Origin of the sequence: Halomonas saccharevitans, from assembly GCF_900116405.1 — a bacterium.
Lineage (GTDB): Bacteria > Pseudomonadota > Gammaproteobacteria > Pseudomonadales > Halomonadaceae > Halomonas > Halomonas saccharevitans.
This window is the reverse complement of the sequence record NZ_FPAQ01000002.1, coordinates 64,104-83,096: the sequence shown is the minus strand read 5'-3', so window position 1 is coordinate 83,096 and position 18,993 is coordinate 64,104. Positions and strand designations below refer to the sequence as shown.

The window sequence follows — 18,993 nt, the reverse complement described above, 5'->3', positions numbered from 1 at the left end:
TTCTCCTTTAGCGATCGGTCGGGCCGCGGTCGGCCGGGCCGCTGCCGGGCATGATTTTGACGGGGTCGCTGGGCACGGCCTTCTTGCGCTCGGCGAGTCGGCGACCTTCGGCTGACTGCAGCGCGCAGTCCTCATCGGAGGCGGCGCTGAAGCGCACCGCTTCCTCTTCCCAGACCTCGTCCAGCGCCTCGGGGGTGTCGTCGGGCGCCTCCTCCTTGACGCTGTCGCGGTGGGCAGCGACGTCTTCCTCGGCGCCGATCAGCGCCAGCAGCGCCAGCGGCACCAGGGCATGGTCGGCCTCACGCTCCTCGAGACGCGCACTGAGCAACGCCAGAATGTGGCGGATCTCGCCCAGCCAGCGACCGATATCGGCTTCCGGGCGGGTCGAGAGGTACTCCAGGAACATCGGCAGGTAGTCGGGCAGCTCACGCGCATCGAGCTCGAAGCCCGCGGCGCGGTACTCGGCCATCAGGTCGACCATCGCCTGGCCGCGATCACGGGACTCGCCGTGAACGTGCTCGAAGAGCAGCAGCGACGTCGCCCGCCCCTTGTCGAACAGCGCCACGTACTCGGACTGCAGTTCCAGCAGGTCAGCCTCCAGCAGGCGCTGACACCAGTCCATCAGGCGAGCGCGAAGCGCCGCCGGAAGCCGGCGCTCGTCGTTGATGATCTCGATCAGCTCCGGCGCGGCGGCCTGGAGCTCCGCGGAGGGATAGTCGAGCAGTCGAGCCAGCACACGCAGGCTCAGCATGTCAGGCTCCGCCACGGGATATTGGATGGCTGCCTCAGCCATGACGCACCTCCTCGCTCTGTCGCTTGCCCTGTGCCTGGGGGTCGAAGGTCTCCACCGGCTGTACAAGGGTGGTGGTCTGTGAACGACCATTGAACAGACTCGGCTTGCTCTCGCCGTGACAGCCATCACCGAAGCTGAAACCACAGCCGCCACGCTCCGGGAAGGCCTCGGTGGCCATTTCGCGATGGCTCGTCGGGATCACGAAGCGATCCTCATAGTTGGCGATGGCCAGATACCGGTACATGTCCTCCACCTGGGCCTCGCTGAGGCCCACGCTCTCCAGCACCTCGGTCTCGGCCTTGCCCTCGACGTGCTTGCCTCGCATGTAGAGGCGCATGGCCATCAGACGCTTGAGGGCCAGTACCACGGGCTCTTCCTCGCCGGCGGTCAGCATGTTGGCCAGGTACTTGACCGGAATGCGCAGCGACTCGATCTTGGGCATCACGCCGTCGAACTCGACGTTGCCGGCCTCGGCGGCCGACTGGATCGGCGACAGCGGCGGCACGTACCAGACCATCGGCAGGGTGCGATATTCCGGGTGCAGCGGCAGTGCCAGGCCCCAGTCCATGGCCAGCTTGTAGACCGGCGAGGCCTGGGCGGCGGCGATCACGTTATCGGTGATGCCGTCCGCCTTGGCCTGGGCGATCACCTCGGGGTCGTTAGGATCCAGGAAGATCTCACACTGGCGGTGATAGAGGTCACGCTCGTCCGGCGAGCTCGCCACCTCCTCGATGCGATCGGCGTCATAGAGCAGCACGCCGAGGTAGCGGATGCGCCCCACGCAGGTCTCGGAGCAGACCGTAGGCTGTCCGGCCTCGATGCGCGGATAGCAGAAGATGCACTTCTCGGACTTACCGGTCTTCCAGTTGTAGTAGATCTTCTTGTAGGGACAGCCGGAGATGCACATCCGCCAGCCGCGGCACTTGTCCTGATCGATCAGGACGATGCCATCCTCCTCACGCTTGTAGATCGCGCCACTCGGGCACGACGCCACGCAGGTCGGGTTGAGGCAGTGCTCGCACAGCCGCGGCAGGTACATCATGAAGGTGTTCTCGAACTGGCCGTAGATATCGGCCTGGATCTTCTCGAAGTTCGAGTCCTTGCGCCGCTTGGCGAACTCGGTGCCGAGAATCTCCTCCCAGTTCGGGCCCCACTCGACCTTGTTCATGCGCTCGCCGGAGATCAGCGAACGCGGCCGCGCGGTGGGCTGATGCTCGCCCTGCTTGGCGGTGTGCAGGTGCTGGTAGTCGAAGGTGAACGGCTCGTAGTAGTCGTCGATCTCCGGCAGATCGGGGTTGGCGAAGATGTTCGCCAGCACTCGCCACTTGCCGCCGATGCGCGGCTCGATCTTGCCATCCTTACGGCGCAACCAGCCGCCCTTCCACTTCTGCTGGTTCTCCCACTCCTTGGGATAACCGATACCGGGCTTGGTCTCGACGTTGTTGAACCAGGCGTACTCGATGCCTTCACGACTGGTCCAGACGTTCTTGCAGGTCACCGAGCAGGTGTGACAGCCGATGCACTTGTCGAGGTTGAGGACCATGCCTACTTGCGAACGAATCTTCATTTGACGGCCTCCTGCACGGTGTCATTGCCTTCGCCATCCAGCCAGTCGATGTTCTTCATCTTGCGAATCAGGACGAACTCGTCGCGGTTGGAGCCGACGGTGCCGTAGTAGTTGAAGCTGTAGGAGAGCTGCGCGTAGCCGCCGATCATGTGAGTCGGCTTGGGGCAGATGCGGGTGACCGAGTTATGGAACCCGCCACGCGTGCCGCTGACCTCGGAGCCGGGGATATTGGTGATCCGCTCCTGGGCGTGGTACATCATCACCATGCCGTTCTTGACCCGCTGGCTGACCACGGCACGGGCGGTGATCGCACCGTTGGCGTTGTAGAGCTCGATCCAGTCGTTGTCTTCGATGCCGATCGACTGCGCATCGTCTTCCGACAGCCAGGCAATCGGGCCGCCGCGTGACAATGTCAGCATCAGCAGGTTTTCACTGTAGGTGGAGTGGATCCCCCACTTCTGGTGCGGCGTGATGAAGTTCAGCGCCTTGGTCTTGTAGCCATTGTCGGCCGGAAGCGTGAAGCCCTGCGCCGCCTTGGTATTGATGGGGGGCCGATAGGCCAGCAGGCTCTCGCCGAAGGCGCGCATCCAGGGGTGATCCTGGTAGAACTGCTGGCGGCCGCTGACGGTGCGCCAGGGAATCAGCTCGTGGACGTTGGTATAGCCGGCGTTGTAGGAGACGTGCTCGTCCTCGAGGCCGGACCAGGTCGGGCTGGAGATGATCTTGCGCGGCTGGGCGACGATGTCGCGGAAACGGATCTTCTCCTCTTCCTTGGGATGCGCCAGGTGGGTGTGATCCCGCCCGGTGATCTTGGAAAGCGCGTCCCAGGCCTTCACCGCCACCTGGCCGTTGGTCTCCGGCGCCAGGGTCAGGATCATCTCGGCGGCGTCCACGGCACTCTCGATCTGCGGACGCCCCTTGTGCGGCCCGTCCAGCTTGCGGTGGTTGAGCTTGCCGAGCAGCTCGACCTCGGACTCCGTGTTCCAGTTGATGCCCTTGCCACCGTTGCCGATGCTCTGGAGCAGCGGGCCCACGGAGGTGAAACGCTCATAGGTCTCGGGGTAGTTACGCTTGACCTCGATCAGTGCCGGCATGGTCTTGCCCGAGATCGGCTCGCACTCGCCCTTCTTCCAGTCCTTGACCTCGACCTGGGAAAGCTCCGCCGGGGAGTCGTGCTGGTGCGGCAGGGTGACCAGGTCGGTCTCCTCGCCCAGGTGCCCCACGCAGGCCTTGGAGAAGGCCTTGGCGATGCCCTTGTAGATGTCCCAGTCGCTGCGTGACTCCCACGCCGGGTCGGTCGCTGCGGTCAGCGGGTGGATGAAGGGGTGCATGTCGGACGTGTTGAGGTCGTTCTTCTCGTACCAGGTCGCCGTGGGAAACACGATGTCCGAGTAGAGGCAGGTGGTGGACATGCGGAAGTCCAGGGTCACCAGCAGGTCGAGCTTGCCCTCGGGCGCCTCGTCATGCCACTTGACCTCTTCGGGTATGGTGCCGCCTTCCTCACCCAGGTCCTTGCCCTGGATACCGTGGCGGGTGCCCAACAGGTACTTGAGCATGTACTCGTGGCCCTTGCCGGAGCTGCCCAGCAGGTTGGAGCGCCAGATGAACATGTTGCGCGGGAAGTTCTGCGGGGCGTCTGGGTCCTCGGCGGCGAAGGAGAGCTCGCCACTCTTGAGCTGCTGGACGGCGTAGTCCTTGGTCGACATCCCGGCTTGCTCGGCCTTCTTCGCCAGTCGCAGCGGGTTGGTGCCGAGCTGCGGGGCGGAGGGCAGCCAGCCCATACGCTCGGAGCGCACGTTGAAGTCGATCAGGCTACCCGGATAGTCCTCGGCCTTGGCCAGCGGCGAGAGGATCTCCTTGATCTCGAGCTTCTCGTAGCGCCACTGGGAGGAGTGGTTGTAGAAGAAGGAGGTGGAGTTCATGTGACGCGGCGGACGCTGCCAGTCCAGCCCGAAGGCCAACGGGGTCCAGCCGGTCTGCGGGCGCAGCTTCTCCTGACCCACGTAGTGGGCCCAGCCACCACCGCTCTGACCGATGCAGCCGCACATGACCAGCATGTTGATCAGGCCGCGGTAGTTCATGTCCATGTGGTACCAGTGGTTCATGCCGGCACCGACGATGATCATGCTGCGCCCTTGGGTCTTGTCGGCGTTGTCGGCGAACTCACGGGCGATGCGCGCACACTGATCCGCCGGCACACCGGTGATCTTCTCCTGCCAGGCCGGGGTGTAGGGGCGGACCTGATCGTAGGACGTGGCACCGTCATCTTCGCTATCGCCACTGAAGCCGCGGTCGATGCCGTAGTTGGCGCACATCAGGTCGAACACGGTGACCGCCAGCATCTCGCTGCCGTCGGCCTTCTTCATTTTCTTGACGGGCAGGTTGTGGAACAGCAGGTCATCCGCCGCCCCCGCGCCTTCGCCTTTCACATGATCGAAGTGCTCGTGCTCGATGCCGCCGAAGTAGGGGAAGGCGACCCTGGCCACGCTGTCGTGGTGCTCGGCGAGGCTCAGCAGCGGCTTGATCTCGGTGCCTTCGGCGTCGAGGGGCTCGAGGTTCCACTTGCCGACCTCGTCACCGGTCTCGCCCCAGCGGAAGCCGATGGAGCCGCGCGGTACCACCAGCTGGTCGCGGGTCTCGTCCCAGGCGACGGTCTTCCACTCCGGGTTGTTCTTCTGACCCAGACTGGCATCGAAATCGCTGGCACGCAGCTGACGCCCCGGCGCGTAGCTGCCGTCTTCGCGGGGCTCGAGCTCGACCAGGAACGGCATGTCGGAGTAGCGGCGCACGTAGTCGGTGAAGTAGGCGCTGGGCTTGTCGAGGTGGAACTCCTTGAGGATGACGTGGCCCATCGCCATCGCCAGCGCAGCATCGGTGCCCTGCTTGGCGGAGAGCCACTCGTCGGTAAGCTTGGAGACCTCGGCATAGTCCGGGGTGATCGAGACGGTCTTGGTGCCCTTGTAACGCACCTCGGTAAAGAAGTGAGCATCCGGGGTGCGGGTCTGCGGCACGTTGGAGCCCCAGGCGATGATATAGCCGGAGTTGTACCAGTCGGCGGACTCGGGCACGTCGGTCTGCTCGCCCCAGGTCATCGGCGATGCCGGCGGCAGGTCGCAATAGAAGTCGTAGAAGCTCATGCAGACGCCGCCGATCAGCGACAGGTAGCGACTGCCTGCGGCATAGCTGACCATCGACATGGCGGGAATCGGCGAGAAGCCGATGATGCGGTCGGGGCCGTACTGCTTGGCGGTGTAGACGTTGGAAGCTGCGACCAGCTCGTTGAGTTCGTCCCAGTTGCCGCGCACGAAGCCCCCCATGCCGCGGGCACGCTTGTACTGCTTGGCCTTGTCAGGGTCCTCGACGATGGAGGCCCAGGCATCGACCGGATCCCCCTTCGCCTCGAGGGCCTCGCGCCACAGCTTGAGCAGCGGTTTCCTGATCAGCGGGTACTTGAGACGGTTGGCGCTGTACATGTACCAGGAGTAGCTGGCACCGCGCGGGCAGCCCCGTGGCTCGTGGTTGGGCAGGTCGGGCCGGGTACGCGGATAGTCGGTCTGCTGGGTCTCCCAGGTGACCAGGCCGTTCTTGACGTAGATCTTCCAGCTGCACGACCCGGTGCAGTTCACCCCGTGGGTGGAGCGCACGACCTTGTCGTGCTGCCAGCGCTGACGGTAGCCGTCCTCCCACTCGCGAGACTCCTGACGGAGTTCGCCATGCTCGTTGGCGAAGGGCTCGCGGGCCTTGCGGAAGAAGTTCAGCCGATCGATGAAGTGACTCATGGTCGCTCTCCAGGCTCCTCGAAAAGATGCGTGACCGCACCGGGTCACCCGTCCTGCACCGCCGCCTTGCATCGCTCGCGGCCAGGGTCGTTGAAGCCGATTCTGGGTGATCGCCACGCCGATTACTGCCCGGTTACCTCCATATACATGGTCCCTACCCCCAAGGGGATAGGCGGCACCGAAGGAGGGGTTAGGCCGGTGGTGTCACTCCGGCCGAGGGCGGTGTCGCGCATGGTCGGCCAGCATCACCAGCATGCAGACGACCAGGGCGGCGTAGAGGAACATGAAGCCGGCGGTGGAGAGCCCCAGCCACTCGCTGCCCAGCACGAAGACCGGCGGCAGCAGGGCGGCGAAGAGCCCGCCCAATGTCAGCGAAAGCCCGCCCACCAGGGCCATGTCGCCGGCATGGTCGCGGTGAATCAGACGCATCAGGCTGCCCTGCCCGACTCCCATGGCCACGCCCATGGGCACCAGCAGGCCGAGAAAGCCCCACAGCGGCGCCGCGTAGTGCCAGCTCAGCGGGCCCTGGGTGCCCTCGATGCGCAGCTCGAAGGGCGGATAGGAGAGCAGGAAGAGGCAGATCAGCACGAAGGCGCAGATCCACCAGCGCAGACTGCGAAAGTCACGATGGTCGGCCAGCCAGCCACCGAGCACCTGGCCCGCCCCGACGGCCAGGGTGAAGGGGATCGCGCGCAGCGCCGCGCCCTGCAACGAAAGCTCGAAGCGCGCCGCCAGATGGCCGGGCAGCCACAGCGCCAGGGCCAGGAAGGCACCGAAGAAGAAAGCGTAGGGGAGGGCCAGGCGCCACGGCGACCAGTCGGCGAGGCGCCGGGCGAGACGCGCGGTGTGCGCCCGCCACGAGGGACGGGGCGGGGGCGCCTCCTCGTCGTCCATGGGGTCGTTCACGGGCGGGAGAGGATCGCGGTCTTCGGCGAAGAGCCACAGCAACCCGGCGACCAGCCCCACCGGCAGCAGGTAGAGCAGCGGCGCCGTGCGCCAGCCGTAGGCCTGGCTGATCAGCGGCAGCAGCAGGTAGCCGAGCCCCGCCCCGACCATGCCGGCCGCGTAGAGCCCGAGCGCCAGGCCGGCATGGCGGGCCGGCCCCAGCTCCGCCACGTAAACCAGGCCGGCGGCCAGCGAGCCGGCCCCGAGCCCCAGGCCAAGGCCCGCCAGCAGGAACTCCGCATAGTGCTGGGCGTGGCCGATCCACCACAGGAAGGGGCAGATCAGCAGCAGGCAGCCAAGCATGACGCGGCGCCCTCCGTGGCTTCGGGCCAGCCTCGCCATGGGCAGGCTCGCCAGGGCGCCGGCGAGCATCGGCGTGGAGAGCAGCACGGCGAAGGCGACGCCGCCCAGGGCCAGGTCGCGGCGAAGCTCCACGCCGAGAACGGCAAACAGCGTCCAGCAGGCGAAGACCAGGGCGAAGGCCAGCGGCGAGAGCGCCACCACCACCAGCGCGCGGTAGCCCGGCGGTGCCTCGACCGCGTCGCGCGGCGAGGCGCGAGTGGCGCGCGAGGATGACGGGGGATCGCAGGACATGGGCCGACGCTCGAGAAGGAGTACCTGAAAGTCTCGGGAGCCGGGGGGAGGACGTCAAAGAGGCAGTCGGGGTACGCCTTTGAGGGAGCGGCGCCTACCTATTAGGGTATAGTGTCATACGCCCTCTCGTTCGTCCGGCTGGAGACCCCGATGAAGCTGCTGCAGCGCTCCCTGGTGGCCCGCATCAGCGCCTCGCTGCTGGCGATCAGCGCCATGGCGCTGATCAGCATCGTGGTGACCATGATGGTGGCCAACGGCAGCCGCGGCGACGCCGCCGCCATCAATGTGGCCGGCTCACTGCGCATGAACACCTACCAGATCGTCGCGGCCCTGCAGCGCTACCAAAGCGAGCCTGCGCCGTGGCATCGCGAACGGATCCAGGCGCTGAGCGAGCGCTTCCACGAACGGCTGGTCAGCCCCCGGCTGACCGCGGCGCTGCCCGAGGCCGAGGACCACCCCCTGCGCGAGCAGTACCGGCTGCTGCAGACGCGCTGGGAAGAAGCGCTGGCGCCCCAGGTGATCCGCGCCATCGCCGGTGGCGGGCTTGAGGTCGAGGCCCTGCGCCAGGCCCTCGACGTCCTGGTGGGCGACATCGACCAGATGGTCACCCGGCTCGAGCAGAACAGCGAGGCCAAGATCCGCCTGCTAAGCGCCCTGCAGATCCTCTTCCTGTTGCTGACCGCGGTGGTGGTGGCGATCGCCCTCTACGACATCCGCCACAACCTGGTGGGCCCGCTGCACCAGCTGGTGGTACTGGCCCGGGAGGCCGGACGACGCAACTTCGGCCACCGTACCCGGCTCTCGGGCAGCGACGAGCTGGCGCTGCTCGGCAACACCCTGAACACCATGGCCGCGGAGCTCGGCGAGAGCTACGCGGAGCTCGAGGCGCGGGTGTCGCGCAAGAAGCAGGAGCTGGCGCGCAGCAACGAGGCCATGCAGATCCTCCACGACGGCAGCCGTGAGCTCTACGGCGGGGGCAACGACCTCTGCGCCAGCGCCGCCCCCATGCTGCGCCGCCTCGAGGACCTGCTCGGCATCGGCCCCATCGGCCTCGCGCTGCACGACCCCTTCGACCAGCGCGAGGTGTCGATACTGGCCACCCACTCGCCCAGCCGACCGACCTACTGTCGCAACCACGACTGCCACGCCTGTCTGATCGACCCCCAGCCCCTGGAGCTCTCCGAGGAAGAAGGATCGGAGTGCCTGATGCTGCCGGTGAGCATCGGCGAGACCCTGCTCGGCACCCTGGAGGTCTGGTACCCCACCGCACAGCCGCTCAGCGCCAGCACCCGCCGGCTGCTCTTCACCCTCTCCGACCAGCTGGCCACGGCGGTCTACCTGCAGCGGCGCATCGAGGAGGAGCAGCAGGTGACGCTGATGAACGAGCGCACCATCATCGCCCGCGAACTCCACGACTCCCTGGCCCAGTCGCTCTCCTACCTGAAGATGCAGGTGGCGCGCCTGGAGCGCATGCAGGCCAAGGAGATGCCGCGGGAGACCCAGGGGCCGGTGTTCGACGAGCTGCGCACCGGGCTCGACAGCGCCTATCGCCAGCTGCGCGAACTGCTCACCACCTTCCGGCTGCGCCTCGACGGCCCGGGGCTCTCGAGCGCCCTGCGCCAGACCACTCTGGAGTTCAGCGAGCGCCTGGGCTTCACGGTGGAGCTCTACGTCGACGTGCCGCCGCATCTGCTCACCCCCAACGAGGAGATCCACGTGCTGCAGGTGGTGCGCGAGGCGCTGGCCAACGTGCACAAGCATGCCCGGGCTCACTGGGCGGCGGTCACGGTGCGCTTCGCCGAGGCCCGCCTCGAGGTGATGATCGAGGACGATGGCATCGGCCTCGAGAAGCAGGACTCACCGCCCATGCACTATGGCCTGGTGATCATGCGCGACCGGGCCGACACCCTGGGCGGCGACTTCCGGGTGCGCAACCGCGACGCCGGCGGTACCCTCGTGGCCATCGCCTTCACCCCGCAGACGGACCGTCTGATCGCCCAGCAGCCCGCCGAGCCGCCGAAAGCCTTCAACCCGTGAACAGGGACCCTGCCGGATGACCCGAAACGCCCACGACCCCGCCACCCTCCTGATCATCGACGATCACCCGCTGCTGCGCCGCGGGGTGACCCAGCTGCTCGAGCTGGAGGACGACCTGTCGCTCGCCGGCGAGACCGGTGAGCCGGAGAAAGGCGTCCGGCTGGCCGGCGAGCTGGACCCGGACCTGGTGCTGCTGGACCTCAACATGCCGGGGATGGACGGCATCGAGACCCTCAAGCGGCTGCGCCAGGAGGGCTTCGCCGGACGCATCGTGATGTTCACCGTCTCCGACCACGAGGAGGACGTGGTCGCCGCCCTGCGCGCCGGCGCCGATGGTTACCTGCTCAAGGACATGGACCCGGACGACATGATCCGCCAGCTGCGCCAGGCGGCGCTGGGCCGAATGGTGATCAGCGAGAGCCTCACCGCCCTGCTGGCCGAGGCGCTGCGCAGTCAGCGCAGCCAGCCGGCCACCCCGGATATCCACAGCCTGACCCAGCGCGAGCGGGAGATCCTGCGCGAGCTGGCCGCGGGCCTCTCCAACAAACTGATCGCCCGCCAGCTCGACATCACCGAGGGCACGGTGAAAGTCCACGTCAAGCACCTGCTCAAGAAGCTCAACCTGCGCTCCCGGGTGGAGGCCGCGGTGTGGGCCGTGCAGGAGGGTGTGGACAAGTAGCCAGGCGGGGCTCTGTGTGGATACCTCCAAAGATTCACGCCGCCCGTCCCCGGTCCGCCACCGCCCCGGGGGTGAGCCTAAGCCCCTGATATAGCAGGCAAGCCCTCGCCAACCCCTCTACCCCTCAAGGGGTATCTCGCTGTTTTGGCGGCCTTTTTAGGCCGTTTCGCCGCCGGTTCCCCGGGCGTATCTTGCGTGGCAAAGCCCCTGGCTTGATGTCGGTCAACCGCCATCGCGCGAGGGGCGCCACCGAGAGACCGCGAGGGGGAACCACCATGACCAGAGAGAGTGCCGACTCCACCCGCTGGGAGGGCCAGCGACAGCCGCTTCCGCCCAGCGGGCGGCGCAACGCCGACATCGAACACTGGGACGTCGAGAACGAGGAGTTCTGGAAGACGCAGGGCAAGAAGATTGCCAGCCGCAACCTCTGGATCTCCATCCCGAGCCTGCTGATGGGCTTCGCCGTCTGGCTGATGTGGGGCATGATCACCACCCAGATGCGCAACCTCGGCTTCCCGTTCACGGTGGATCAGCTGTTCACCCTGACCGCCATTGCCGGTCTCGCCGGCGCCACCCTGCGCATCCCGGCGTCGTTCATGATCCGCATCGCCGGCGGGCGCAACACCATCTTCCTGACCACCGCTCTGCTGATGATTCCGGCACTCGGCACCGGCATCGCCTTGATGAACCCGGGCACGCCCTTCTGGGTCTTCCAGGCCCTGGCGCTGCTCTCGGGCATCGGCGGCGGCAACTTCGCCAACTCGATGAGCAACATCTCGAGCTTCTTCCCCAAGAAGCAGCAGGGCTATGCCCTGGGCATGAACGCCGGCCTCGGCAACTTCGGCGTTACCACCATGCAGATCCTGATCCCGCTGGTGATGACCGTCGGCCTCTTCGGCGCGCTGGGTGGTGATGCCATGGAACTCCAGAAGGCCAGCGGCACCCTGATCGGGCGCATCGAGGCGGGCACCGACACCTGGATCCAGAACGCCGGCTTCATCTGGCTGGTCTTTCTGATCCCGCTGGCCTTCGCCGGCTGGTTCGGCATGAACAACATCCGCGCCATCACCCCCAACCCCGGCTCTCCCGTGCAGGCCTTCGGCAAGATCCTGGGCCTCTACGGCGTGGGCCTGATCACCTCGGTGATCGGCGTGGTCGCCCTGGGCTGGCTCAACATGTGGCTCGCCCTGCCGCTGACCATCGCCCTGACCCTGGGCCTGCTGCGCCTGATTCCCGGTGACATCAAGCCGAACATCCAGAAGCAGTTCGCGATCTTCTCCAACAAGCACACCTGGGCGATGACGGTGCTCTACATCGCCACCTTCGGCTCCTTCATCGGCTTCTCCGCAGCGCTGCCGCTCTCCATCAGCGTCATCTTCGGCAACATGATGGAGGTAGCCGCCGACGGCACCATCACCCGCGTGGCCAATCCCGACGCCCCCAGCGCCCTGACCTGGGCCTGGATGGGGCCCTTCGTCGGCGCCCTGATCCGTCCGGTGGGCGGCTGGATCTCCGACAAGGTAGGCGGCGCCATCGTCACCCAGGCCATCTCCGTAGTAATGGTCCTGGCCTCCGCGGCGGTGGGCTACGTGATGATGCTGGCCTACAACGCCACCGACCCCAACCAGTACTTCTGGATGTTCCTTGGACTGTTCATCGTGCTGTTCGCCGCCAGCGGCATCGGCAACGGCTCCACCTTCCGCAGCATCGGCTTCATCTTCGACCTGCAGCAGAAAGGCCCGGTGCTCGGCTGGACTTCCGCCGTGGCCGCCTACGGCGCCTTCATCGCCCCGCGGGTGATGGGCGAGCAGATCAAGGCCGGCACCCCGGAGATGGCGATGTACGGCTTCGCGGTCTTCTACGCCCTCTGCCTGGTCGTCAACTGGTGGTTCTACCTGCGCCCGGGCGCCTACGTGAAGAACCCCTGAACCCGCAAGAGGATGGGGCGCCGCCAGGCGCCCTACTCCCAAAGGGATAGGCCTGGAATATCAAGGGGTAGCGGGGCGGCGGACTTGATGCACATCAATATCCCCCGCCCTCCGCCTGCCAGTCTGGAAAGCGACCATTCATGCACGCCGAAGGAGGCACGACATGAAACACCTCGAAGGGGTGACCCGGCCCCAACAGATCCGGGCGCTGTCACTCAGCACCCTGGCGTTCACCACCTGCTTCGCGGTGTGGACGATCTTTTCCATCATCGGCATCAAGATCAAGCAGGATCTGGGCCTCAACGAGACCCAGTTCGGCATCCTGGTGGCCACCCCGATCCTGACCGGCTCGATCAGCCGCATCTTCCTCGGCATCTGGACCGAGCAGTTCGGCGGCCGGCGCGTCTTCAGCCTGCTGATGCTGGTCACCGCGGCCTGCGTCTTTCTGCTCTCCTATGTCGAGTCCTACGCGATGTTCCTGGTCGCGGCGCTCGGCGTGGGCCTCGCCGGCGGCTCGTTCATCGTCGGCATCGCCTACACCTCCTACTGGTTCGAGAAGGAGCGCCAGGGCACGGCGCTGGGCATCTTCGGCGCCGGCAACGCCGGGGCGGCGGTGACCAACTTCGCCGCGCCCTTCCTGCTGCTGGCGCTGGGCTGGGAGCAGACCGCGGTGATCTACGCCATCGTGCTGACCGTGGTGGCCGTGGGCTTCTGGGTGTTCTCCAAGGAAGATCCGCTGACGCTCTCCCGGCGCGGCCAGGGCGGCAAGGCCACCTCCGCCCGGGAACAGCTGGCCCCGCTCAAGCACCTGCAGGTGTGGCGCTTCGCCCTCTACTACTTCTTCGTCTTCGGCGCCTTCGTCGCCCTGGCCTCCTACCTGCCGCGCTACTACGTGGGGGCCTACGACGTCAGCATCGCCGTGGCCGGCTCGCTGGCCGCCCTCTACACCCTGCCGGCCAGCGTCTTCCGGGCGCTCGGCGGCTGGATGTCCGACCGCTACGGCGCGCGCTCGATCATGTACCTGACCTTCATCGCCTCGCTGGTCTGCCTGTTCCTGCTCGCCTATCCCGAGACCCACTACGTGGTGGAGGGCAAGGAGGGCCAGATCGCCTTCTCGCTCGCCATGCCGCTGTGGGGCGTGGTGGTGCTGACCGTGCTGCTGGGCTTCTTCATATCGCTGGGCAAGGCCGCGGTCTACAAGCACATCCCGGTCTACTATCCGGAGAACGTCGGCTCGGTGGGCGGCCTGGTCGGCATGATCGGCGGCCTGGGCGGTTTCTTCCTGCCCATCCTGTTCGGCGTCGTGCTCGACCTCACCGGGGTCTGGACCAGCTCCTACATGGTGCTCTTCGTGCTGGTGGCCGTGTCGCTGATCTGGATGCACGGCGCGATCCGGCGCATGGAGCGCGCCCGGGTGCCGGAGCTCGGCGAGGAGCGCTATCGCTACCTGCCGGAGCTTCAGGAGCCGTCGGCCCGCTATGCCGCAGGAAAAGCAGCCGCTGACGACGCCGCGCCGTCACGCCCGGGTCGGCAGGCCGAGGCCTGATCCGCTCCGCCATTCACGCCACTCACTCCACTCACTTCACTTCAGGAATGCCGACTCAGGAATGCCGCCCACGGGCGGCATTCGCGTTTACGGGCGCGGACTTGATCCAGGTTAGGGAAGGCAGGCGCACCCCGCGCTATAGTGGCATGTGAAATACATCAATAGGCCGGCCCTCTATACGGACTCCGGCCGAGTGCCGGATGCGAGGTGTTCCCCGATGTCCCTAACCCAGTCCCACACTCAGTTTCACTCCCCGGCCCACGACGGCGACTTCGACTCGGAGAAGGCCGCCCGCGGCCGCGGCGCGGCCATCGTCGTCTACATGCTGTTCCTGGGCAGCGTGCTGGCCGTGGTCACCGCGCCCATCGGCGTGCTGATCGCCCACCTCAAGCGGCGCCACGCCGCGCCCTGGGTGCAGAGTCACCTGCAGTTCCAGATCCGCACCTTCTGGCTGGGCATGCTGGGCGGGGGGCTCTTCGTCGCCGCCTGGCAGCTGCTGGGGCTGGTCGGCGCCCCCGCGGTGGCGCCCTGGGCGCTGGGCTACGTCTACTTCACCGCCTGCCTGATCTGGATGGTGGCGCGCTGCGGCGTGGGCATCAGCCGGCTGACCTCCAATGAGCCGGTGCGCGACCCGACGAGCCTGGCCTTCGGTGGCGCCCGGGTCACCCTGGCGGACGAATGAGCGAGCGCACCCTGCCACGCGAGCTGCCCAACCCCGGCTGGGGTCCGCTCTCGGCGCTGCCCGGCAACCCGCTGATGTGGGTGCTGATCTTGAGCGAGATGCTGGTCTTCAGCGCCTTCTTCGCGCTCTACGCCGCACAGCGTGTCGGGGCGACGGCGCTGTTCGACGCCTCCCAGCGCCAGCTCGACCCGCTGGTCGGCGGACTCAACACCCTGGTGCTGCTGACCAGCGGGCTCTGCGTGGCCCTGGCCGTGGAGGCGGTGAGCGCCGACCGGATCCGCCGTGCCCGCCAATGGCTGGGGGTCTCCATGGCGCTGGGCGTGCTGTTCGGGGTCATCAAGGGAATCGAGTATGCCGGCAAGTTCGCCGCCGGCATCACCCCGGAGACCAACGCCTTCTTTGGTTTCTACTACGGGCTAACCGCCTTCCACTTCGCCCACGTGCTGTTCGGCCTGGCGCTGCTGGCCCTGGTGACGTGGCGCACCTCCACCGAAAACGTGGAGACCGCCGCGGCCTTCTGGCACATGGTCGACCTGATCTGGATCCTGCTCTACCCGCTGCTCTATCTATTACGCTGAGCTGATAGCTCCCTATTGCGCTGAGGGCTCTTCAGCTAATTGAGGGCTCTTTATCAAGCTGAAGGCTCTCCATCAAGCTGAAGGCTCTCTCCCGAGGTGATCATGACTACGCTTCCCGGCACCCGCCGCCTGCTCACCACCTGGGCCACGCTGATGGCCCTGACGCTGCTCTCGATGGTCTCGGCGCGCCTGGACCAGCACAGCTGGCAGGCGCTGCCGCTGTGGTCGGCGGGCCTGGTGATCGCCGCCACCGGCTTCAAGGCGCAGCGGCTCCTGATGGTCTATCTCAACCTGCGCGCCGCCACGCCGGCCTGGAAGGGCACCTTCGTGGGCCTGGTGCTGCTGACGCTGGCGCTGATCGCCGGCGGCTACCTGGCGGCGCGCTTTACCTGATACTCACTGCCCGCAATGCCGAAGGGCCTGCATCCGCAGGCCCTTCGACGTCGTGTGGTTCCAGATCGTGGGGGGTGGCTAGCGACGCTGCGAGTGCTCGGGTGGCGGCGTCGCCCTTGCCCACCCCTCCAGGGCGCGGCCCAGGCGCATCAGGCCGTAGACCAGGAACGGAGTCAGCAGCATCAGGCCGATGCCCCAGTCGCGGTTGTTGAGCAGCCACACCAGCGGCAGCACCAGCGCCACGGCGGCCAGGCACCAGGTCGCTGCGGCCAGCACGAATCGAGAACGGGGAGACATGGCACTCCTCCTTGCGTTGGGCCTCGCCGGACGAGGCTCTGGTGATGACGTTCTGATGGTGAAGTTCAGGTGGCGATGATCTGGCGATAGATACCCGGCAACGCCAGGGAGAGGTGCTCCGGGCGCTGCACGATGGCGTAGCCGCCGCGGCCGAACAGGTGGGGAATATACTGCCCCGCCTCGCGGTCGATGGTCACGCCGAACACTTTCACCTCCTGACGCCGCGCCTCGAGCACCGCCTTGCGGGTGTCCTCGATGCCGTAGCGCCCCTCGTAGTAGTCGTTGTCGTTGGGCTTGCCGTCGGTGAGCAGCAGCAGTAGCCGATGGCGGTTGGGCCGCTCGCTCAGTTGCTTGGTGAGATGGCGAATGGCCGGTCCCATGCGGGTATAGCTGCCCGGCTTGAGCGCCGAGATGCGCCGCGAGACCCGCTCCCCCATGGGCTCGTCGAAGTCCTTCAGGGTATTCACCCAGACCTTGTGGCGGCGCTGGGAGGTGAAGCTGTGAATCGAATAGTCGTCTCCACACCCGGCCAGGCCGTGGCCCAGCACCAGCAGCGCCTCCTTGGCCACGTCCAGCACCCGGCGATCCTGCAGCCAGGCCTCGGTGGAGAGCGACACGTCGACCAGGATCGACACCGCCAGGTCGCGGGCCTGGGTGCGGCTGTCGATGTAGAGCCGATCGCTGGACTCGCCGGTGGCGGCCAGGTCGCAGCGAGAGCGGATCACCGCGTCCATGTCGAGCTCGCTGCCGTCGAGCTGACCGCGCAGGAGCTCGCGCCGCGGGCGCAGGGCCTCGAACTCGCGGCGCACCCGGCGGATGCGCCGGCGGGTGGTCTCGTCCGGCGTCCAGTCCTCGCCCTCCTCCTCCTGCACGCCGCTGAGTACCACGCAGTGATCGGGAAGGTAGGCCTGGCGGCGGTGGTTCCACTCGGGATAGGTATGGCGCCCCGCCAGCCGGCCGCCGCTGGCCTCGTCCGGGGCCAGGTCGAGGTCGAGCTTGAGCGTCGAGGCCGCCCGCTTGCGGTTGGGCGTGAGCACGATCTCGTCGATCTGATCGGCGGCCTTCTTGGCTTCCTCTTCCTCATCGTCGTCCACGAGGCGGTTGAGGTTCACCATCTCGGCCCAGGAGAGCATCTTCTCCATGTTGTTGAGCATCAGCGGGTCGTCGCGGTCTGCCTGGTCCTGCTCGCGGCGGTCGGCCTTGCGCTTGCCCTGGTCGTCCTCGGGGGAGGCGGCGGCGCTGGTCGGCGTCTCGTCGTCGTCCTGGGTGGCCTCGCGGGCCTCGTCGCGAGTGCCCAGGGTGATGGCCTGGCCCCAAAGCGGCACCGGCAGCAGCGGCCGATAGCCGCGTGGCGCGCGGAAGTCGTCCAGGGGGCGGTCCGGCTCGCGGAGGGCCCGCTGCATGGCGCGGGCCCAGGCCTCCTCGGGGTCGGGCGCGCCCAGCTCCGCGCGCACGGCAGCCTCCAGGGCGGCCTCCATGGGCGGCAGCCCCTTGCGCCGCGGGCGGATGGCGAGCAGTTCGCCGCTCAGCCGCACGTAACGATCCGTCAGACCCGGGAAGCGCGCCAGCGCCGCCCGCACGGTGCGACGTGCCTCGCGCAGGCATTGGAGATCGGCCTGCAGCGGGTCCGCGGCAAGCGTTACCGGCCGGGCCTCGGCCAGGAAGGCGGTGAGCCACAGGTAGAGGTCGCGGTTGAGGGTCGCCTCGGGAAACAGCGCCAGGCGCGGCGGCAGCAGCAGGTGCTCCTCGTCGCGACGGGCCTGGTCGAGATCCTCCTCATCGAGGCCCAGGCGCTGGCGCAGGCTCAGCCGGTGCGCCGAGGCGCGCCGGGCAATGGCGGCCACCTCGACCCCCGCCTCGCCGCCGCCGGCGCGGAAGAAGACGCCGAGCATGGGGCGCAGGCTCTCGAGGGTCACCGCCGCCTCGGGGTGGTCGGGGTAGCTCGCCGCCCCGGACGCCCAGCGGTGCCAGAAGCGGCCGACGGTCTCCTCGACCTCTAGAAAGTCCAGCATCCCTTGTCTCCTGGTGCATGTGTCGAGCTGGATTGACGTTACGCCGGTGAAGCACCGGGGCTTTGCCGGGTACAGGGCTACGAGGAGGCGCTGTGAACCCGTCCCTGGGCGCTACATTTGCCCTGCTTCGCTCTCGCGTCCTGCTCCGCTTGCAGGTCCGGTGCTGGCCATTCTTGGCCAGCCCGTTCGGAGGAATCCTCCTCACCCCTGGCAAATGACCTCCTCTTCGACCTGTTCCCGGCGCCCCTCTCCGGTGGGCCGTTTCCGGTGACTCGGCGGCAAGGCATCAGCACCTTCTTAGCCGAAAGTGGCCTGAATGGCTTCCATCAGCCCTTCCTGAACGTCCGCGTCGTCGGAGAGCGGCTCCACCAGGGTGGCACGGGCGGCCTCCAGGATCGGCATGCCGGCGCCGATCAGGGTCGCGCAGTAGACCAGCAGCCGGGTGGAGACGCCCTCCTCCAGGTCCTGGCCCTTCATCGCGCGCAGGCTCGCCGCCAGGTTGACCAGCGCCGCGCAGCGATCGGGCTCGAGACCGCTCTCCCGGGCGACGATGTCGCGCTCCACCGCCGGCGGCGGGAAATCGAAGGACATCGCCACGAAGCGCTGCCGGGTACTCGGCTTGAGCGACTTGAGGATGTGCTGATAGCCCGGGTTGTAGGAGACCACCAGCATGAAGTCGTCCGGCGCCTCGAGCAGCTCGCCGGTGCGCTCCAGGGGCAGCAGGCGGCGGTCGTCGGTCAGCGGGTGGAGCACCACGGTGACATCCTTGCGCGCCTCCACCACCTCGTCGAGGTAGCAGATGCCGCCCTCGCGCACCGCGCGAGTCAACGGGCCGTCGACCCAGCGGGTCTCGCCGCCCTGCAGCAGATAGCGTCCGGTGAGGTCGGCGGCGGTCAGGTCGTCGTGGCAGGAGACGGTGTAGAGCGGCTTGCCGAGCTTGGCCGCCATGTGGCTGACAAAGCGGGTCTTGCCGCAGCCGGTCGGCCCCTTGAGCAGCATGGGCAGGCGCTGCTGGAAGGCCTGGTCGAACAGGGCGCACTCGTTGCCGACGCTCTGGTAGTAGGGAATCGCCTGCTCGTCGGCGTCGGCGGCCACGGAGGAAAGCGGCATGGGGATCACTCCCGTCTGGGTGAACGAACGAGGGCCCCGACCGGGGCCCTCGG

14 protein-coding genes are annotated in these 18,993 nt (G+C 67.3%); 7 read left to right on the top strand and 7 right to left on the bottom strand.

Annotated features, from left to right (window positions below):
- Window positions 1-7 precede the first annotated feature (7 nt).
- The 4 genes from narJ to BM388_RS01515 all read right to left on the bottom strand — a co-directional run bounded on the left by narJ (window position 8) and on the right by BM388_RS01515 (window position 7,678).
- The gene (gene narJ, locus BM388_RS01530; protein ID WP_089846473.1) at window positions 8-793 is read right to left on the bottom strand and encodes a nitrate reductase molybdenum cofactor assembly chaperone; all 786 of its coding nucleotides are present in this window, start codon (window positions 791-793) and stop codon (window positions 8-10) included.
- Window positions 786-2,360 (bottom strand): nitrate reductase subunit beta, encoded by a 1,575-nt coding sequence (narH, locus tag BM388_RS01525; RefSeq protein WP_089846472.1) that lies wholly within the window; start codon window positions 2,358-2,360, stop codon window positions 786-788. The genes narJ and narH overlap by 8 nt, the downstream gene beginning before the upstream one ends.
- On the bottom strand, window positions 2,357-6,139 hold the full coding sequence (locus tag BM388_RS01520) for a nitrate reductase subunit alpha (RefSeq protein ID WP_089846470.1): 3,783 nt from the start codon (window positions 6,137-6,139) through the stop codon (window positions 2,357-2,359). Before BM388_RS01520 ends, narH begins: the two co-directional genes overlap by 4 nt.
- A 204-nt stretch (window positions 6,140-6,343) precedes the next feature.
- Window positions 6,344-7,678, bottom strand: coding sequence for an MFS transporter (locus BM388_RS01515; RefSeq protein WP_089846468.1), 1,335 nt, complete (start codon window positions 7,676-7,678; stop codon window positions 6,344-6,346).
- 150 nt (window positions 7,679-7,828) lie between these two features.
- Here BM388_RS01515 and BM388_RS01510 point away from each other — a divergent pair, with 150 nt between their 5' ends.
- The 7 genes from BM388_RS01510 (at window position 7,829) to BM388_RS01480 (ending at window position 15,521) form a co-directional block, all read left to right on the top strand.
- Window positions 7,829-9,715, top strand: a complete 1,887-nt coding sequence (locus tag BM388_RS01510) for a histidine kinase (protein WP_089846466.1) — start codon at window positions 7,829-7,831, stop codon at window positions 9,713-9,715.
- A gap of 16 nt (window positions 9,716-9,731) precedes the next feature.
- Window positions 9,732-10,394, top strand: a complete 663-nt coding sequence (gene narL, locus BM388_RS01505) for a two-component system response regulator NarL (protein WP_089846463.1) — start codon at window positions 9,732-9,734, stop codon at window positions 10,392-10,394.
- A gap of 275 nt (window positions 10,395-10,669) precedes the next feature.
- Window positions 10,670-12,322, top strand: coding sequence for an MFS transporter (locus BM388_RS01500; protein ID WP_089846461.1), 1,653 nt, complete (start codon window positions 10,670-10,672; stop codon window positions 12,320-12,322).
- A gap of 163 nt (window positions 12,323-12,485) precedes the next feature.
- Entirely contained in the window at window positions 12,486-13,868 is a 1,383-nt protein-coding gene (locus tag BM388_RS01495; RefSeq protein ID WP_089846459.1) for an MFS transporter, read from the top strand.
- A 217-nt stretch (window positions 13,869-14,085) separates the two neighbouring features.
- Complete coding sequence (locus tag BM388_RS01490; protein WP_245781428.1) at window positions 14,086-14,550, top strand: DUF4870 family protein; 465 nt, start codon at window positions 14,086-14,088, stop codon at window positions 14,548-14,550.
- The gene (locus BM388_RS01485) at window positions 14,547-15,128 is read left to right on the top strand and encodes a cytochrome c oxidase subunit 3 family protein (RefSeq protein WP_089846457.1); all 582 of its coding nucleotides are present in this window, start codon (window positions 14,547-14,549) and stop codon (window positions 15,126-15,128) included. The genes BM388_RS01490 and BM388_RS01485 overlap by 4 nt, the downstream gene beginning before the upstream one ends.
- A 102-nt stretch (window positions 15,129-15,230) precedes the next feature.
- Window positions 15,231-15,521, top strand: coding sequence for a hypothetical protein (locus BM388_RS01480; protein WP_089846455.1), 291 nt, complete (start codon window positions 15,231-15,233; stop codon window positions 15,519-15,521).
- Window positions 15,522-15,599: 78 nt separating this feature from the next.
- Here the strand turns inward: BM388_RS01480 and BM388_RS01475 are convergent, their stop codons facing one another.
- The 3 genes from BM388_RS01475 to BM388_RS01465 form a co-directional block, all read right to left on the bottom strand.
- Window positions 15,600-15,818, bottom strand: a complete 219-nt coding sequence (locus BM388_RS01475; protein WP_089846454.1) for a hypothetical protein — start codon at window positions 15,816-15,818, stop codon at window positions 15,600-15,602.
- Window positions 15,819-15,883: 65 nt separating this feature from the next.
- Entirely contained in the window at window positions 15,884-17,830 is a 1,947-nt protein-coding gene (locus BM388_RS01470; RefSeq protein ID WP_089846452.1) for a nitric oxide reductase activation protein NorD, read from the bottom strand.
- Between the two features lie 297 nt (window positions 17,831-18,127).
- Window positions 18,128-18,940 (bottom strand): CbbQ/NirQ/NorQ/GpvN family protein, encoded by an 813-nt coding sequence (locus BM388_RS01465; protein ID WP_089846450.1) that lies wholly within the window; start codon window positions 18,938-18,940, stop codon window positions 18,128-18,130.
- Window positions 18,941-18,993 lie beyond the last annotated feature (53 nt).

Excerpts from the sequence above, each read along its gene's own strand:
- narJ (WP_089846473.1), bottom strand. The coding sequence starts at position 793 with ATGGCTGAGGCAGCCATCCAATATCCCGTGGCGGAGCCTGACATGCTG.
- narH (WP_089846472.1), bottom strand. The coding sequence starts at position 2,360 with ATGAAGATTCGTTCGCAAGTAGGCATGGTCCTCAACCTCGACAAGTGC.
- BM388_RS01520 (WP_089846470.1), bottom strand. The coding sequence starts at position 6,139 with ATGAGTCACTTCATCGATCGGCTGAACTTCTTCCGCAAGGCCCGCGAG.
- BM388_RS01515 (WP_089846468.1), bottom strand. The coding sequence starts at position 7,678 with ATGTCCTGCGATCCCCCGTCATCCTCGCGCGCCACTCGCGCCTCGCCG.
- BM388_RS01510 (WP_089846466.1), top strand. The coding sequence starts at position 7,829 with ATGAAGCTGCTGCAGCGCTCCCTGGTGGCCCGCATCAGCGCCTCGCTG.
- narL (WP_089846463.1), top strand. The coding sequence starts at position 9,732 with ATGACCCGAAACGCCCACGACCCCGCCACCCTCCTGATCATCGACGAT.
- BM388_RS01500 (WP_089846461.1), top strand. The coding sequence starts at position 10,670 with ATGACCAGAGAGAGTGCCGACTCCACCCGCTGGGAGGGCCAGCGACAG.
- BM388_RS01495 (WP_089846459.1), top strand. The coding sequence starts at position 12,486 with ATGAAACACCTCGAAGGGGTGACCCGGCCCCAACAGATCCGGGCGCTG.
- BM388_RS01490 (WP_245781428.1), top strand. The coding sequence starts at position 14,086 with ATGTCCCTAACCCAGTCCCACACTCAGTTTCACTCCCCGGCCCACGAC.
- BM388_RS01485 (WP_089846457.1), top strand. The coding sequence starts at position 14,547 with ATGAGCGAGCGCACCCTGCCACGCGAGCTGCCCAACCCCGGCTGGGGT.
- BM388_RS01480 (WP_089846455.1), top strand. The coding sequence starts at position 15,231 with ATGACTACGCTTCCCGGCACCCGCCGCCTGCTCACCACCTGGGCCACG.
- BM388_RS01475 (WP_089846454.1), bottom strand. The coding sequence starts at position 15,818 with ATGTCTCCCCGTTCTCGATTCGTGCTGGCCGCAGCGACCTGGTGCCTG.
- BM388_RS01470 (WP_089846452.1), bottom strand. The coding sequence starts at position 17,830 with ATGCTGGACTTTCTAGAGGTCGAGGAGACCGTCGGCCGCTTCTGGCAC.
- BM388_RS01465 (WP_089846450.1), bottom strand. The coding sequence starts at position 18,940 with ATGCCGCTTTCCTCCGTGGCCGCCGACGCCGACGAGCAGGCGATTCCC.